Source organism: Accumulibacter sp., from assembly GCF_029255285.1.
Lineage (GTDB): Bacteria > Pseudomonadota > Gammaproteobacteria > Burkholderiales > Rhodocyclaceae > Accumulibacter.
The window spans coordinates 73,602-89,318 of sequence record NZ_JAPUVI010000022.1 but is presented as its reverse complement, the minus strand read 5'-3'; the positions used below and the strand labels follow the sequence as shown (position 1 = coordinate 89,318).

Below are 15,717 nucleotides of genomic sequence, written 5' to 3'. Positions count from 1 at the left end.
TTCAGCCCAGCAGTTGGTCGGCCCGGCCGACCAGACCCGGGTCGCTCTCGCCGGCGCCCAGCGTCGTCACCATTTCCGGCAGGATCATACGCAGCCAGCGGGCCAGGCGTCGCGGGCTGTTGAGGGCGAGCTCGCAGCGCGGGTCGCCGATCTTGTCGAAGCGTTCGAACAGACTGCCGACGCGCAGAAAGGAAAAGTCGTCGAGCAGCTCGTCGACCGAACACCAGGCGGGGTCGGTCGGATTGGCCGAGACCAGGGCGGCGCGCTGGGTGGTCAGGAAGGTTTCGGCGTGCGCGCGCAGCGCCGGATGGAGCAGGGCGAATTCGTCCACCAGCACGACGCAGCCGCGATCCTTCAAGCCGGCGAGGGCGGCCCGGGAGCCGAGGCGGTCGTCGACGTAGTCGTCGAACTCGTAGCGCTGCAGGTGTAGCATCGCATCGCCGAGCAGCCGGGATTCCCGACTGCCCGCCTGTCGTTCGCCGTTGATCTCGGTCGCCACTTCGGCGAGCAGCGTGGCGATGTCCCGCTTTTTCTGCCCGAAGGGTTTCCAGTCGGCACGCGTGGCGCCGTAGAAGTCTTCCGGCCACGACTTGCCCGTCGTCGCGGCCAGGGCTTTGCGCAGGCGCTCGAACTGGTCTTTCCAGACGCTGCGCTGAGCCGGTTTGAATGCCGCCATGACCTGATCGGTTTGCGCCGCCAGATCGGCGGCTTCGCCGGCCTTGAGGGCGATCACCACCCAGGGCAGAGCGACGCGCCGGTCCTGGCCGAGCGCCTGCGAGTGCTCGCGCACGTGCCGGTACAGGCGATCGAGCGTGTCGGCGGTCTGCGCCTGCAACTGGCCGGCGCCGACCGCGAGTGTCGAGTCGAATTGCCACCCCGGTTCGAGTTCGGTCGCCGGCACGCCCTGGAGAAGGGCGAAAACCGGGCTGCGCCGGCGAACCCGTGACAGTACGTCGGTCAGCAGTTGTGGCTGCTCACGGTAGCGCGACAGCGAGGCTGGAGTCAGTGCCCAGCAGACGGCGCGGCTGCGTCGCAGCGGCGGATCGAGCGACAGGAGGTAAGCCGGGTCGTTGGGACTGATCGCAAAGGGCAGAAAGCGACGGTCTTCGCCTCCCGATGGGGTCGGCAGTCCGCTCACGCTGCGCTGGTCGAGGTCGTCGGTGCCGGGGACGAAGGCGAGGGCGATGTCGCGCTCCAGCTCCGCCGTCAGGCGGCGTCCCGCCTGCATGAAGGCGCCGCCGCCCTCGCGATGCGCCTTGAACGAGAAAAAGGCTTCGAGAACCTTCCACTTGAGGTCGTCGCTGGTCGCGAAGAGGGCCGGCACCTGCTCCTTGCCGTCGCTCAGGCGATCGCGAAACTCCCTGATCCGGTCGCCGGCGCCGTTTTCCTTGGTGTGGGTGTCCATGTGCGCCGGTATGAAGGCGCTGTTGTCGTCCTTGATGAAGACGTAGCGTGGCACGCCCTTGGCGATTGCCTGCTCGTATTCCAGTTCGGTGATCGACTTGCCGGCCGGGTTCTTCGCCGGATCGACCGGACAATAGCCGTAACGGAGGCCGACGATGCCGATGTACATGTGGCAGGCCGCGACATCGTCGAGGCAGGTCGCAATGAGGTCGCTTTCGCTCGCGCCATAGCTTTGCTGGACGATGCACTTGCCGCCCAACGCCTCGGCCACCGCCTGTCGCTCGGTTTCGAGGTCCTTCCTGGTCGATGAGAGGTAGACCCGGTAGTCGTGGCTCATGCGTTCGAGCTGGTCGTTGGGCTGAAGCCGGGGAACCGATTCTTGGTCTTGTCCCCGGCAATTGTCAAGCGTGGCGGACGGTCGAGTGATCGCTCGCGGCGCGCGCGCCGGTCGGGATGCGGCGTCGGCGCTTCGCGTTTCGCTGCTAAACTGCGGCTGCGGGCGCCGAGAATCCGGCCGGCGCGGGGCAGGGCGGAATCTTGGGGGGGGTGAAGCGGCCCGCGAGTCGTGACGGGTGGCGAGCGCGCGGCGGTGGGGCGGCGACGCACGGCGACAGCGGAGGGCTTGATCGTATGTGGTTTTTCGGGGCGGTGCTGGGGGCGGTTCTGGCCGCGAGTATCGATTTCAATCTGGCGATCGCCGGTGCGCTGCTCGGCGGGTTGCTCGGCGGGTATCTGGGCACCAGGTCCAAACAAGCGGCCGACGATCGCCTGCAGGCCATCGAGGCGCAGTTGGCCGGGCTGCAGCTCAGGCTCGAGCGCTTGGAACGGGGCTCGTCGCTGGCGTCGGGAGCGCTGACGGGGCAGGGCGACGCGCCGGAAGCCGCGGCGGCCGAGCCGGACGCTCGCTCGACGCCGCCGCCCGTCGTCCGGGATGGTGCACCGGCGCGGCAAGCGCCGGCGGCCGGATCGACGGTGGCCGCGGATTTGCCGGCGGGGCGTGAGGTGCCGAGCGACGCGCCACCATCCACGCCGCTCCCGGCGGCACGCCCGTCGGTCGCGGCGGAAGGCACCGCCGCTGCCCTCACGGCCTCACCGGCGGCGTCGCTCGGGGAGCGACTGCTGCGCGGCAACCCGATGGCGCGTGCCGGTGTCGTCGTGCTGTTCTTTGGTGTCGCCTTCCTGCTGAAGTACTCCTACCAGCACCTGCAGGTGCCGATCGAACTGCGGCTCACCGGCGTCGCGCTGGCGGCGCTGGTCCTGCTGGCCATTGGTTGGCGTTTGCGTTCGACGCGCGAAGGTTTCGGTCTGGTGCTGCAGGGCGGTGGTGTCGGCCTGCTCTATCTGACGATCTTCGGCGCTCTGCGCCTGTTCGGCCTGTTGTCGGCGGCGCCCGCTTTCGCCTTGCTGGGGGCGGTGGCGGCGCTCTCGGCGCTACTCGCGGTACGACAGGATTCAAGGGCCCTGGCGGTGCTCGGTGCGGCCGGCGGCTTTCTGGCGCCGATTCTGGCGTCGACCGGGGGCGGCAGCCACGTCGCGCTGTTCGCCTATTACGCCGTGCTCAACGGCGGCATCCTGGCGATCGCCTGGTTCAAGTCCTGGCGGGTGCTCAACGTGACCGGCTTTGCCTTCACTTTCGGCATCGCGACGGCCTGGGGCGTGCTGCGTTACTTGCCTGACTCGTACGCGACGACGCAGCCATTTCTGATCCTCTTCTTCCTGATCTATGTGGCGATCCCGCTGCTCTTCTCGCGCCGCCCGCCAGGACGCGGCGAACGCCATCTCGACACGACGCTGGTCTTCGGCACGCCGCTCATCGGCTTTGGCCTGCAGGTCGGTCTGGTACGCACGTTCGAGTACGGTTCCGCGCTCAGCGCCCTGGCCCTCGGCGCCTTCTACCTGTGTCTCGCGCGCGCCCTGTGGGCGCGCCGTGGCGAAGGGCGGCGGCTGCTCGTCGAAGCCTTTCTGGCGCTCGGCGTGGTCTTCGCGACCCTGGCCATCCCGCTCGCTTTCGACGGACGCTGGACGTCGGCCGCCTGGGCCCTCGAGGGTGCCGCGATCGTCTGGGTCGGCGTGCGGCAGCAACGACTCCTGGCCCGGCTGTTCGGCGTGCTGCTGCAATTGCTCGGCGGTATTTTCTATCTCGTCGAGCAGACGTCCGCGGTCGGCGCCTGGCCGCTGCTCAACAGTGTCTATCTCGGCGCCTGCTTGCTTGCCGTCGGCGGCCTGTTCTGCGGCTGGCTGATGCAGCGGCGGCGCGACGAGTTGTCGCCGGCCGAGCGCTGGCTGGCTTCCGCCCTGTTCGCTTGGGGCATCGCGTGGTGGGCGGGCGGCGGGCTGCACGAAATCGAGCGCCACGTCCGCACGGCCTGGCAGGGTAACGCGCTGCTCGCTTTCGTCACCGGCTCCTGCCTCGCCAGCAGTGCGCTGGCACGGCGTCTGGACTGGCCGGCGGCACGCTGCGCGGCGCTGGCATTGCTGCCGCTGATGGCGCTCATCGCCGCCGGCACCGTTGTCCACGACGTCCATCCCTTGGCGCATTTCGGCTACCTCGTCTGGCCGCTCGCTTTCGCCGTTCACCTCTGGCTGCTGCACCGGCACGAGGCGGTCGACGAGGGTTGGCTGGCGTGGCTGCATGCTGGGGGCTTGTGCTTGCTGGCGGCGCTCGGTGCCTGGGAAGTGGCGTGGGCGATCGATACCTGGGTCGCCGGCCGGGCGGCCTGGCCGTTGATCGCCTGGGCGCTCGTTCCCGGTGCGTTGCTCGCCTGGCTGGCGCTGCGCGGCGAGCGCACGGCCTGGCCGGTGGCGGCGCATCGCGCCGCCTATCTGGTCGGCGGGGCGACGCCGCTGGCGCTCTTCCTGGCCGGCTGGTTCGTCTTCAGCAACGTGGTCTCCGACGGCGATCCCTGGCCGCTGCCCTACCTGCCCCTGCTCAATCCGCTCGACCTGGCGCAGGCCGGCGTGCTGCTGGTCGTTGCCACCTGGTTCGTCGAAGTTCGCCGTCTCGGCTTGCCGCCGCTCGCCACGGCAGCGCTGGCGCCGGCCTGGGCGCTCGGCGGTGCGGCCGCCTTCCTGTGGAGTAATGCGGCCCTGCTGCGTACGCTGCATCACTGGGCCGGCGTGCCGCTTCGTCTGCCGGATCTGGTGGCTTCGGAACTGGTGCAGGCGTCGCTGTCATTGTTCTGGACGCTGCTTGCGCTGTCGGCGATGGTCTTCGCCACCCGGCATGCTCAGCGCCGCCTATGGCTCGTCGGGGGAGGGCTGATGGCCGTCGTGGTTGGCAAGCTGTTTCTGGTCGATCTGTCGAACGTCGGCACCATCGCGCGTATCGTCTCCTTCCTTGGCGTCGGCGTCCTGATGCTGCTCATCGGCTATCTCGCGCCGGTGCCGCCGAAGCGCTCCGGGGAGGCGACATGAGAGTCTGGCTGACGTTTCTGCTCTGGCTGGTCAACGGTCTGGTCGCCGCCGAACAGCCCGGCGACTTCGCTTTCGGTCTGCCGATCGAGACCCGCGGCGCGCAGGCACTGTTCGAGTTCGAACTCCCGCCGGTGGTGCATGAAGGGGTGACGCGCTCCGATCTCGGCGATCTGCGCGTCTTCAATGCGGCGGGTGAGCCCGTGCCGCATGCTTTCCGGCCGCGGACGGACGCGGCGCGAACGCCCGGGCAGCCGCTCAGACGGCCGTTCTTCGCCCTGCGCGGCGACGCCGCGGCCGGTGTCGAGGGCGTGGAACTGCGCGTCGAACGGGGCACCGGCAAGACGGTGTTCACGATGAACGCCGCGCCTGACAAGCCCGCGCGGCGGAGCACGCTGCTCGGCTACCTGATCGATGCGAGCCGCGTCGAGACGGCCTTGCAGGCCTTGACCCTCGAACTGCCGACGGCCTCCGGCGACCTCGTGACGCGCTTGCGTGTCGAGGCGAGCGACGATCTCGCGCGCTGGACGACGCTGGTCGCGGACGCTCCGGTGGTCAGCCTGACGGCTGGCGAACAGCGGCTGGAGCGGCTGCGGGTCGAATTTCCGGCGCATCGGGCGCGCTACTTCCGTCTCTCGTGGCCGCCTGCGGGAAGACCGCTGGAGCTTTCCGGCCTGACGCTGGAACCCGGCGCCGCCATCAGCGAGGCGCCGCGACGCTGGCGGCAGGTCGCTGGGCAGGCCGCGGCGGCTGGCGAATACGTTTTCGACCTCGGCGGGCAGTTTCCGGTCGACCGCCTGCGACTCGTTCTGCCGCAGTCCAACAGCGTCGTGGCGGTCGATTTCCTGGCTCGTGCCCGGGCCGGCGATGCCTGGCGGCGCGTTGCCGTCGGCACGGTCTACCGCCTGACTCCGGATGGTCAGGAAGTGACCAGTCCGGAGATCGCGATCCCCTCGACGAGCGATCGCTATTGGTTGCTGCGCGTCGATCAGCGTGGCGGCGGCATCGGCTCCGGCCGGCCCGAACTGGCCGTCGGCTGGTTGCCGCAACGCCTGGTCTTCGCGGCCCGCGGGGCGCCGCCTTTTCTGCTCGCTTACGGTCGCGCCGGCACGGCGCCAGCCACCTATCCGCTGGCGACGCTGATTCCCGGCTACCGCGTCGAGGACGACGGCAAGCCCTTGCCGATTCCGGTCGGCCGCGCGACGACCGGTGTCGTGTCGACCCTCGCCGGCCACAGCGCGTACCGTGAGCCGCCCGACTGGCGGCGCTGGACTCTGTGGGCGAGCCTGCTGCTCGGCGTGGCGCTGCTCGGCTGGATGGCGCTGCGTCTTGGCCGGCAGCTCGGCGCGGCGAAGCCGCAGACGACGGAGAGCGGTCCGGGAGAGTCCTGACGCAGGTCCGCGAGCCGCCAGGCGCCGCTCCGGCCGGCCGCCGGGCCTGTCGGTGGGCGAAGGAAACCGACGAGCGGCTAGGCCGGCGCCGGCGCGTAGCCGTTTTCGCGCAACAGCAAAGCGTTACGGAGTGTCGCCCCCGAGCGCCGTAGTTGCAGTTGGCCATCGGTATGCGAGGCGCGCAGCGCGAAGTCGAAGCGATCGGCTTGCGCGCACAGGGCCAGATCGTCCGCTGGCAGACTGGGGTTGTCACCGGCCTGAAAGCGCCGACCGAAATCGGAATTGCGCACGCGCGCCGCGTACCGCGCCGGGTCAGGATCGTCGCCGTGCAGCAGGGCCTCGATGTAGTCGGCGCAGGCGACATCCTCGTCGCCGTCGCGGTCGACCCATTCGCCGGTGATCACGAAGCAGACTTCGGTCGCTTGCAGGTCGAGCAGCGCTTTCGCCGTTGCGCGGCCGACGACCAGGCTGCCGGCGAACAGCGCGCGCGCGTGGCGAAAGCGGGCCAGGCCGCGCACGCCGGCGGCCGTGGTCTGGATCAGCGGTCGGCCGGCGAGGTGGGAGCCCTGCAGGGCCGACGGTGAATTACCGAAATCGAAACCCGGTATCGGATCGCCGCCGCCGATCGCGCCGGTGGTCAAGGCGTCGGGCAGCTTGCGCAGCAGGCGGAAGGCACCGGCGATGCTGTCCACCGGATAGATGGCGCTGACGCCGGCCGCGAAGGCATAGGCCGCGGTGGTGAAGGAACGCAGGACATCGATCACTACTACGGCGTCGTCCGGTTCGTGCGCCGGATCGAGGCGGTTCAGGAAGAGGCGGCGGGTGCGCATGGGGTCGGCGATGTCCTTGGCTGGGTGGGTCGAGACGAGCCGGCGAAGTATCCCCGATACGAATCCGGCGGTCAAACCAACGGCTTACGCTTCGCGTCCCGTCGTGAGCGGGTAGGCGGCTTCGCGCCAGGCCTTGATCCCGCCGTCGAGTGCCACCGCGCGCAGGAAACCCATTTCCCTCAAGGTGGCCGCGGCCAGCGTCGAGATGTAACCGAGTTCGCAGCAGGTGAGAAGGCGTCGCGTCGGGTCGGGAAACTCCTGGTTGACCCTCAACTCGAGCTGTCCGCGCGGCAGCAGGCGCGCTCCGGGAATGTGGCCGCCCTCGTAGGCGTCGCGCTCGCGCACATCGACCACGATCAGGTCGCTTTCGGCCGCGCCGATGCGCGCCTTGAGTTCGCTCAAGGACATGAACGGTACGCGTGCGGCCGCTTCGGCGAGCAACTGGGCGACGGGCTTTCCACCGCTCATGTTGGTGCGCAACGCCTCCGTGACATGCGTCGGCATCGACAGATCGAGGTTCAGCATCAGGTCGACGAAGGCACGGCGGTCGCGTTGCCGCAGGCGTGGGTTGGTGGCGATCTCTTGTCCGATCGTCGAGCTTTGCCGACCCTTGTAGTCGTGCGCCGGAAAGACCTGGAGGTTCGGGTCGAGGCGCAGAAGACGATTGAACAAGCTGTCGTAGAGCGCCTCCGGGTCGCCGGTGGGCAAGTCGGTACGGCCGGTCGCGCCGATCAGCAGCGTGTCGCCGGTGAACAGGCGGTCTTCGACCTGCAGACACATCGAGTCGCGCGTGTGACCCGGCGTGTGGATGGCCTGCAGGCGCAGCTTGCCGACAATGATCATTTCGCCGTCGTCGATCCGCATGTCCACAAACGGCGCCCCACTGGCCCGGTGCATCACGGTTGGCAGGTCCAGTCGGCGTGCGAGTTGCCGGGTCGCCGAGAAATGGTCGGCGTGCGTGTGGGTGTCGATCAAGTAGCGGATACGCAAGCCGTCGCGGGCCGCGAGCGCCAGGTAGTGGTCGATTTGGCTGATTTCCGGATCGATCAGAACGGCGGCGCGGGTTTCGCCGCAGCCGATCAGATACGATTGGCAACCACCTGTGGCGATTTGTTCGAAAATCATGGCCTTCTCCTCGGAGAGTTGGTCCCGGCTCTTCTTTGTCAGGGGAAAGCGTAATGCTAACCGTTTTTTCCCTGATGCCGGGTGCCGTGCCACGGCAGGAGGAACGGCGCGAACAACCGATAGGCTCGGTTCGAAGGCCGGCCTTTCCAGAGCGGCGGAACGGCCACGCGCCGGCAAATGCGGCGAACGCGGAGCGCCGCCGCACGAGCGTTTTTTTTGTTAAGCTGCGGGCGTGAGAATCGTTCAGCTTTCCGACCTTCACCTGACCGAACACGCGCTGTACGGCACCGTGGACACGCAGGCGGCTTTCGACACCGCGCTGTGCCGCGTGTCGGCCGGTCCGCCGCCGGATCTGTTGCTGATTACCGGCGATCTGGTCGGCAACGGCCGGCGCGAGGAGTACGCGCTGTTGCGTCGTCGCTTGGCGATACTGCCGTTTCCCTACGCGCTGCTGCCGGGCAATCACGACGATCGTGCTGCTTTGCGGGCGGCCTTCCCGGAGCAGGCCTGGAGTGCGGGCGGGCTGTGCTGTCAGCGCATCGATTTGGGCCAGGGCGCGTTGTTGTTGCTGGATACGCTGGTTCCCGGCCGGGAGTGGGGCGAGGTGGCGGCGGCGCAGCTCGACTGGCTCGAGGAGAACTGCCCGGCGCAGGCGCCGGCGCTGCTGGCGATGCACCATCCGCCGTTCGCCGTCGGCATTGCCGGCATGGATGCCATCGCCTGCCGCAACGGGCCGGGTCTGGCGTGCTGGCTGGCCCGCCATGAGGGCGTCGAAGGCCTGCTCTGCGGACATGTGCATCGTTTTGTCAGCAGCAGCTTTGCTGGTCGACCGGCGCGCACGGCGCCTTCCCCGGCGCACCAGATCGCTCTGCAGGACGGGCCGTTGGCCTATACGCTGGAGCCGGGCGGCTATTTGCTGCACGAGTGGTCACCGGGTGAGCATTGGTTGTCCCATTATGTTCCGGCCGAGATGGCGCCGGTTCACGTTTACCGCGCTCATTCAGCCAACGGCGATTGACGCGCCCCTCACGTCAGCGAGGCGCGGCTCTGCCGGCCGAGAGCCGGAAACTTGATCTATGGCAAGAGACCGAGAGCCCAGGATGCCTAGACTGTGCGCGACGAGACCGGCCGCGCACGCTACTTCGAGGAAAGCCTAGCCGATGGGAAAGCAAATTGGCCGCGATGGCTTCACGGCGGACGACTTCGCCCGCTTCGGCCGACGTCTGGCGCAGGAAACACGGCACGCGCGTAAAGCCTACGCACGCGGCGACTTTGCCAGTTCCGGCCCGGTTGCCGGCTTCGAACTCGAGGCCTGGTTGATCGACGAGCACTTCTTTCCGGTGCCGCGCAACGTGTCGTTTCTGGCCCGCCTGGATAGTCCGCTGGTGGTCCCGGAACTGTCCCGTTTCAACGTCGAACTCAACGGCACTCCGCAGCCATTGTGCGGCACGGCCCTGTCACGGCTGGAAAGCGAACTCACCGCCACTTGGCAGCAGTGCCAACACGCTGCGGCCGACGAGGCGGCCGCGCTGATCGCCATCGGCACGCTGCCGACGGTTCGCGAAGCGGACTTGTCGCTCGCCAGCATGTCGCCATACAAGCGCTACGCCATGCTCAACGAGCAGATCCTGACCCTGCGTGGCGGCCGGCCGCTGGCACTCGACATCACAGGCATCGACCGGCTGTCGACGACGCACGCCGACGTGATGCTCGAGGCGGCGACCACTTCGTTCCAGGTCCACCTGCAAACGCCGGCCAGCGAGGCGGCGCGGACCTACAACGCGTCGCTGCTGCTCGCCGGGCCGCTGGTCGCGCTGGCCGCCAATTCACCCTTCCTGTTCGAGCGCGCGCTTTGGCATGAAACGCGCGTACCGCTCTTCGAGCAGGCTGTGGATTGCTGTGATCCGGGGCATCCCGAATGCCTGCGCGTTACTTTCGGAGCGGGCTATCTGGCGGCCGATCCGACCGCTCTGTTCGCCGAGAACCTGTCGTCCTACGCCGTGCTGCTGCCCTTCGAGGAGCCAGGGCCGCTCGGCAGCTATGCCCACCTGCGCCTGCACAACGGCACTATCTGGCGCTGGACCAGAATGCTCATCGGTTTCGACGCCGATGGCGCGCCACACTTGCGTGTCGAGCAGCGGGTGATGCCGGCCGGCCCGAGCATCATCGACATGATTGCCAACGCGGCTTTCTACTATGGCGCGGTGCACATGCTTGCCCGCCAGGCGGTGGCGCCCGAGTCGCGCTTGCCGTTCGCCGTGGCGCGCGACAACTTCTACCGTGCGGCACGCCATGGTCTGTCGGCACCGCTGATCTGGCTCGATGGCCGCGAGGCGAGCGCCTGCCAACTGCTGGTCGGCGAGTTGCTGCCGCTGGCACGCGAAGGGCTGGCCCGGCTCGACCTGGCCGACGCCGACGCCGAGCGCTACTTGGGAGTGATCGCGGACCGCCTACAGAGCGGCCAGAACGGCGCCACCTGGCAACTCGCGCACTACGCCAAACACCACGACTTCTGTCGCCTGACCGCCGACTATCTGACCTACCAGCGCGGCTTTCTGCCGGTTCATGAGTGGGTTCTCTGATTGCTTCCTTTTTCGTTTTTCTTTCCCTTCCCTGATGTTGACCATTCTCGAATCGCTGCCTGAAGGCTTCCTCGAAACTCCGGCTCGTGAACTTCATCGCCTGCTGACTGGCCCGACGCTGATTCACCTGCCCGGGCGGCGACCGGCGCCGCTGTTCGTTTCCGTACTCCTGCACGGCAACGAGGACAGTGGTGTCGTCGCCCTGCAGACCGTCCTGCGAGCCTACGGCCAGCGACGCTTGCCGCGCGCACTGTCCATCCTCGTCGGCAATGTCGCGGCGGCACGCCAGGGCCTGCGGCGACTCGATAGGCAGCCCGACTACAACCGCGTGTGGCCGGGTGGCGACCGGCCTGGGGAATTTCCCGAGCAGGCGGCGATGGCCGAGGTGCATCGGCGCATGCAAGAGCGTGGCTTGTTTGCCAGTATCGACATTCACAACAACACCGGTATCAACCCGCACTACAGCGTGGTAAACCGCCTAGATTCGTCGGTTCTCCAACTGGCCCTGCTTTTTTCGCGTACCGTCGTCTGGTTTCGTGGCCTGCCCGGTACGCAAACGACAGCGTTTTCGCCGATTTGTCCGGCGCTCACCGTCGAATGCGGCAAGGCCGGCAGCCCGGCCAACGAGGCGCACGCGGCACGCCTCATCGAGGCTTGCCTGCATCTGGCGAGCTTCCCGACACATGATGTGCCTGAGCAGGATATCGATCTGTACCATACCGTGGCGACGGTACGCGTCGCGCCGTCGGTGTCTTTCGCTTTTGGCAACGCCTTGGCCGACGTGGACTTCGCGCCGCAACTCGACCATATGAACTTCCGCCAACTCGAACCCGGGACGGTGTTCGGGCGCACACGACTCGATTCGCCGCTCGACGTTCGTGACGAAGACGGCCGCGACCTGGCGGCGGACTTTTTCGACTGCCGTGACGGTAAGATCGCGCTGCGGCGTGCCGCCACGCCGGCCATGCTGACTCTGGACGAGCGTATCGTGCGCCAGGACTGCCTGTGCTATCTGATGGAGCGCCTGCCTTTCGCGCGGCACGAGCGGGCGGCGCCGGCCATGTGCGAAAGCCTTCCGGGTTGAGTCTGCCGGCAGTCGACAGAATGTGGAGAGCGTGATGAGCAACTTGTTGAAGAAAGTACCGCCGGCGTCGCGTGCCGGCCGGGCGGCGCTCCTGCGGCGCCTGTCTAGCGGGCTGGTGGCGGCCATCGTCGGACCCGCCGCCGTCGCCGACAGCTCGGGCGAGCAACTGGCAGCCTACTACGATCGCCACATGGCGATCGTCGCCGGCACAGCCTACGGCTGGAGTGGTAGCGAGCGGCCGCAGCCGATGATGTCCGGCGTCGTCCAGGTCGGCGTCGGCAAGGACACTTACTACGCGCTGCGCAAGGACGGCAGCCTGGTGAGCTGGACCACGTCGCCGGCCAACGCCGCCGTGCTGATGCGTGACGTGGTCAGCTTCGCGGCCGGCGCTACCGGCTGGCTGGCCATCAACCGGGCGCGGACGCTGTGGCAAGGTAGCGGCCGGGAGCCGCCGCGCAAGGTCGCCGAGAAGGCCATCGCGGCGGCCGTGGGCGACGGCACCGACTACTACATCAACCCGGCTGGCGATCTTTACGTCAGAGGCTTGGCCAACCGCGGCCAATACGGCGACGGCCGTGCTGTGGCGAGCGGCGAGTTCGTCAAGACAGCGGCGCAAGCGACCGCCGTTCGGGCGCACACCGGACACGCGCTGTACCTGGCCGGCGACGGGCAGGTTTTCGGGACCGGCGGTAATGTCCATGGCCCGCTGTCGAGGCACGGCCTCGGTGACAAGGCTCTCGCCTGGGGCAGCATCTTCAAGAAGGCCAAGGGAATCGCCACCGGCGCTTCGCATTCGGTGGCGATCCGCGAGGACGCTTCGCTGTGGGCCTGGGGCGCCGGTTTCACGGTCGAGCCGACGAAGATCGCGGAACAGATCGTCGCCGTCGCGGCCGGTGCCGGATCGACCATCGCCCTTTCGGCCGACGGCAAGCTCCTGACCTGGGAGGGCGGTCGCGGACCGCGCTCGGTGTTGCTCGATCGCTAGCCTGGGGCGGCGCCAAGCGATGGGGAAACTGCTTCTGGCGCCGATGGAGGGCCTGATCGACGATATCCTGCGCGACGTTCTGACGCGTGCCAGCCACTATGATCTGGCGGTCAGCGAGTTTGTCCGGGTGTCGGGCAGCCTGCTGCCGCCACGCGCTTTTCGCCGCGCTTGTCCGGAACTGGACAGAGGCAGCCGCACCGCGGCCGGAACGCCGGTAGCGGTGCAGTTGCTGGGCAGCGATCCGGTATGCCTGGCCGAGAACGCGGCACAACTGGCCGAGTTGTCGCCGGCCGGCATCGATCTGAACTTTGGTTGTCCCGCGCCGACGGTGAACCGTCATGGCGGCGGAGCCACTCTGCTCGCCGACCCCGAACGCCTGTTCCGCATTGCCGCGGCCGTGCGCCGGGTGGTACCGGCAGGCATGCCGTTTACCGCCAAGATGCGGCTCGGCGTGCACGACACGGCAAGGACGCTGGACTGCGCGCGGGCCCTCGCCGCCGGGGGAATCGTCTCGCTGGTGGTGCACGCGCGGACGCGCGCCGAGGGCTATCGGCCGCCGGCGCATTGGGAGTGGGTGGCGCGCATCGGCGAAGTGGTGGCGCCACCGGTGACGGCCAACGGCGACGTTTGGACGGCCAGCGATCATGTCCGCTGCTGTGCGCTGAGCGCTAGCGACGACGTGATGCTCGGGCGCGGCGCGGTGGCCGATCCTTTTCTTGCCGGGCGAATTCGCGCGCTTGCCGCCGGCGAAGCGCCCGAGGCCGATCGCGCAGCCGACTGGTCCCGGCTGCAAACCTTGCTCGCCTCCTATTGGCAGCAGGTCTGCGGCAAGGTTTCGGCGCGCCGCGCGCCCGGTCGGCTCAAGCTGTGGCTGGGCGCCTTGCGGCGCAATTATCGTCAGGCCGATGTCCTGTTCTCGGCCGTCCGCACGCTGCGCGAGCTTGACGAAGTTTCGCGCGCGCTGGCGCGGCATGGCGTCGCGCTGCCGCCGACCGGTCACCGTCCAGCCGCCGATGGAAGCTAATTCGCGGCTCCCGTCGAGCGCCCAGACCGGCGTCCACGAGCACCTGTCGCGACTGCTCGATCGCCATGCCGGAGCGATCTTTCGCAAGCCGTGTGCGGATTACAACCGGTTTGCGTTCGAAGCGAGCCTGGAGCGTTGGCAGCGCGCCGCGCCAAGCGCGCCGCTGATCCTCGATGCGGGTTGCGGCGTCGGCGAAAGCAGCCTCGTTCTGGCGCGCGAGTTTGCTGACCATTACGTCATTGGTGTGGACCGGTCGGCGTCCCGCCTCGCACGCCACCGACGCGACACGACCGGCTGGCCGGAGAATCTCGATCTGCGGCGTGCCGACCTGGTCGACTACTGGCGTTTGCTCGACGCGGCCGGCGTCCGGTTGGCTCGTCACTATCTCCTGTATCCCAACCCATGGCCCAAGATCGGTCAGCTCGGCCGCCGCTGGCACGGGCACCCGGTCTTTCCCGCCTTACTCGCCCTCGGTGGGGTTCTCGAGTGTCGCAGCAACTGGCCGATCTATGTCGCCGAGCACGCTTTCGCGGTGCGACGACTGACGCAGCGCGAGGTGCATTGCGAGCTTTTCCAGCCGGCGGCGGCGATCAGCCCCTTCGAGCGCAAGTATCTGCTTTCCGGACATCGGCTGTGGCGTGCCGTGGTCGACCTCGGGTGAGGCAGGACTGCGCTCGAGCTGGTCGTCGGGCGATTTTTGTCGGGTTGGTCGGGCTGCTCGGGTGGCGATCGGCCGCAGAGCACGCGGCACGGCCGAACTGGCCTGCGCCAGCATCGGGAATCTCGGTTGCGCGGCGTCGTTCTCTTCATGCACCGTGGCGATGAATCGTCGATTGACCGCGCTTGGTGGCGACACCTATACTCTCGGATTGACAACTCCGGGCAATGTGGTTTTTTCCTGACGCCGGAATGGCGTCCGAGCCAGCGACAACTTCCGACTCTCGTTTTCGTTTCCGTCCGTCGGCTCAGGGCGATGCCCTCGCGGCCTTTGGTCCACGGGTGGGAAAGGGCGTTACGAGGGCTGCCGGTACTTAGACAAGGCGCGGGAAGCTGGCCTGCCTCTCGGTGAATGGAGGTTGATGACCGTGATACCGATTTGTGTCAAGACCCCGAAGGGCATCGAGGAAATCGAGAAACGCAGCTGCCGTTTGCCGATGCGTGTTCGTCAGGTGTTGATCATGATCGACGGCAAGCGTGACTACGAAACGCTGGCCGCCATGTTTCCCGGCGATACGCTGCCGGCCGTTTGCCGGCAACTCTACGATGAGGGCTTCATCGCGCCGTTGCGTCAGCCGTCAGCGACTGCATCGGCGCCTTCGAACGCTTCGGCCCGCCCGGGCGCCGCACCATCGGCCCTTGACGAGCAACGCCTGAAGATGGCGGGCAATCTCATGACGAACGCGCTGGACACCTTGGTCGGCAGTGCTGCGGCGAGCCTCAGCCGGCGGGTCGGCGCTGCTCCCGGCCTGGAGCATCTGCTGGGCATGGCCTCCGCCTGGCGCGAGGCGGTGGCGCTGACCGAAGAGGGCCGCCGGGAATTGAGCGATCTGGAGAGCAAGCTCGCGGTCATCGATGAGCGCTTCGTCGCCGCCCTGTCGACCCACCCGGGGGCGCGCGGCGGTGGCAGTGCGCCGTCGCCGGCCGACGATGAAGAACGCTTGACGATGGCGCGCAACTTCATGGTGAACACGCTCTCCGCCTTTGTCGGCATCGCGTCTTCGAGTTTGATCGAGCGCATCGAAGGGAGCCCGGGGATTGACGAACTGCGCCACTTGTATGGCGACTGGCGCGCGGCCATCGCGCTGACCGGCGACGGCCGCAAGCGGCTCGGCGAATTTGAGGAGAAACTGGCCGCACTGCTCTCCTGAGAGCACCGTTCGG

At 68.0% G+C, this 15,717-nt stretch carries 12 protein-coding genes; 9 read left to right on the top strand and 3 right to left on the bottom strand.

What is annotated here, in order from left to right; genetic code table 11:
- Window position 1: 1 nt before the first annotated feature.
- Window positions 2-1,741, bottom strand: coding sequence for a DUF4062 domain-containing protein (locus Q1M07_RS01835; RefSeq protein WP_300449816.1), 1,740 nt, complete (start codon window positions 1,739-1,741; stop codon window positions 2-4).
- A 293-nt stretch (window positions 1,742-2,034) separates the two neighbouring features.
- Between Q1M07_RS01835 and Q1M07_RS01830 the strand changes: the two genes are divergently transcribed.
- Entirely contained in the window at window positions 2,035-4,818 is a 2,784-nt protein-coding gene (locus Q1M07_RS01830) for a DUF2339 domain-containing protein (protein WP_300449813.1), read from the top strand.
- Window positions 4,815-6,206, top strand: coding sequence for a DUF3999 domain-containing protein (locus Q1M07_RS01825; RefSeq protein WP_300449810.1), 1,392 nt, complete (start codon window positions 4,815-4,817; stop codon window positions 6,204-6,206). The genes Q1M07_RS01830 and Q1M07_RS01825 overlap by 4 nt, the downstream gene beginning before the upstream one ends.
- Window positions 6,207-6,283: 77 nt before the next feature.
- On the opposite strand, the gene Q1M07_RS01820 is transcribed toward Q1M07_RS01825, so the two are convergent.
- Window positions 6,284-7,036: a 2-phosphosulfolactate phosphatase gene (locus Q1M07_RS01820; RefSeq protein ID WP_300449807.1), complete on the bottom strand. Its 753-nt coding sequence runs from the start codon at window positions 7,034-7,036 to the stop codon at window positions 6,284-6,286.
- A gap of 84 nt (window positions 7,037-7,120) precedes the next feature.
- On the bottom strand, window positions 7,121-8,161 hold the full coding sequence (locus tag Q1M07_RS01815) for an MBL fold metallo-hydrolase (RefSeq protein ID WP_300449804.1): 1,041 nt from the start codon (window positions 8,159-8,161) through the stop codon (window positions 7,121-7,123).
- Between the two features lie 232 nt (window positions 8,162-8,393).
- On the opposite strand from Q1M07_RS01815, the gene Q1M07_RS01810 reads away from it, so the two are divergent.
- From Q1M07_RS01810 to Q1M07_RS01780, 7 genes are all read left to right on the top strand, one after another.
- Window positions 8,394-9,179, top strand: a complete 786-nt coding sequence (locus tag Q1M07_RS01810) for a phosphodiesterase (protein ID WP_300449801.1) — start codon at window positions 8,394-8,396, stop codon at window positions 9,177-9,179.
- A 142-nt stretch (window positions 9,180-9,321) separates the two neighbouring features.
- Window positions 9,322-10,743, top strand: a complete 1,422-nt coding sequence (locus tag Q1M07_RS01805; protein ID WP_300449798.1) for a glutamate--cysteine ligase — start codon at window positions 9,322-9,324, stop codon at window positions 10,741-10,743.
- Complete coding sequence (locus Q1M07_RS01800) at window positions 10,727-11,827, top strand: M14 family metallopeptidase (RefSeq protein WP_366983881.1); 1,101 nt, start codon at window positions 10,727-10,729, stop codon at window positions 11,825-11,827. Before Q1M07_RS01805 ends, Q1M07_RS01800 begins: the two co-directional genes overlap by 17 nt.
- Before the next feature lie 34 nt (window positions 11,828-11,861).
- On the top strand, window positions 11,862-12,812 hold the full coding sequence (locus Q1M07_RS01795) for a hypothetical protein (protein ID WP_300449795.1): 951 nt from the start codon (window positions 11,862-11,864) through the stop codon (window positions 12,810-12,812).
- 19 nt (window positions 12,813-12,831) lie between these two features.
- Window positions 12,832-13,836, top strand: coding sequence for a tRNA-dihydrouridine synthase (locus tag Q1M07_RS01790; protein ID WP_300449792.1), 1,005 nt, complete (start codon window positions 12,832-12,834; stop codon window positions 13,834-13,836).
- The gene (locus tag Q1M07_RS01785; RefSeq protein ID WP_300449790.1) at window positions 13,826-14,497 is read left to right on the top strand and encodes a methyltransferase domain-containing protein; all 672 of its coding nucleotides are present in this window, start codon (window positions 13,826-13,828) and stop codon (window positions 14,495-14,497) included. The genes Q1M07_RS01790 and Q1M07_RS01785 overlap by 11 nt, the downstream gene beginning before the upstream one ends.
- A gap of 418 nt (window positions 14,498-14,915) precedes the next feature.
- Entirely contained in the window at window positions 14,916-15,704 is a 789-nt protein-coding gene (locus Q1M07_RS01780) for a hypothetical protein (protein WP_300449787.1), read from the top strand.
- Window positions 15,705-15,717 lie beyond the last annotated feature (13 nt).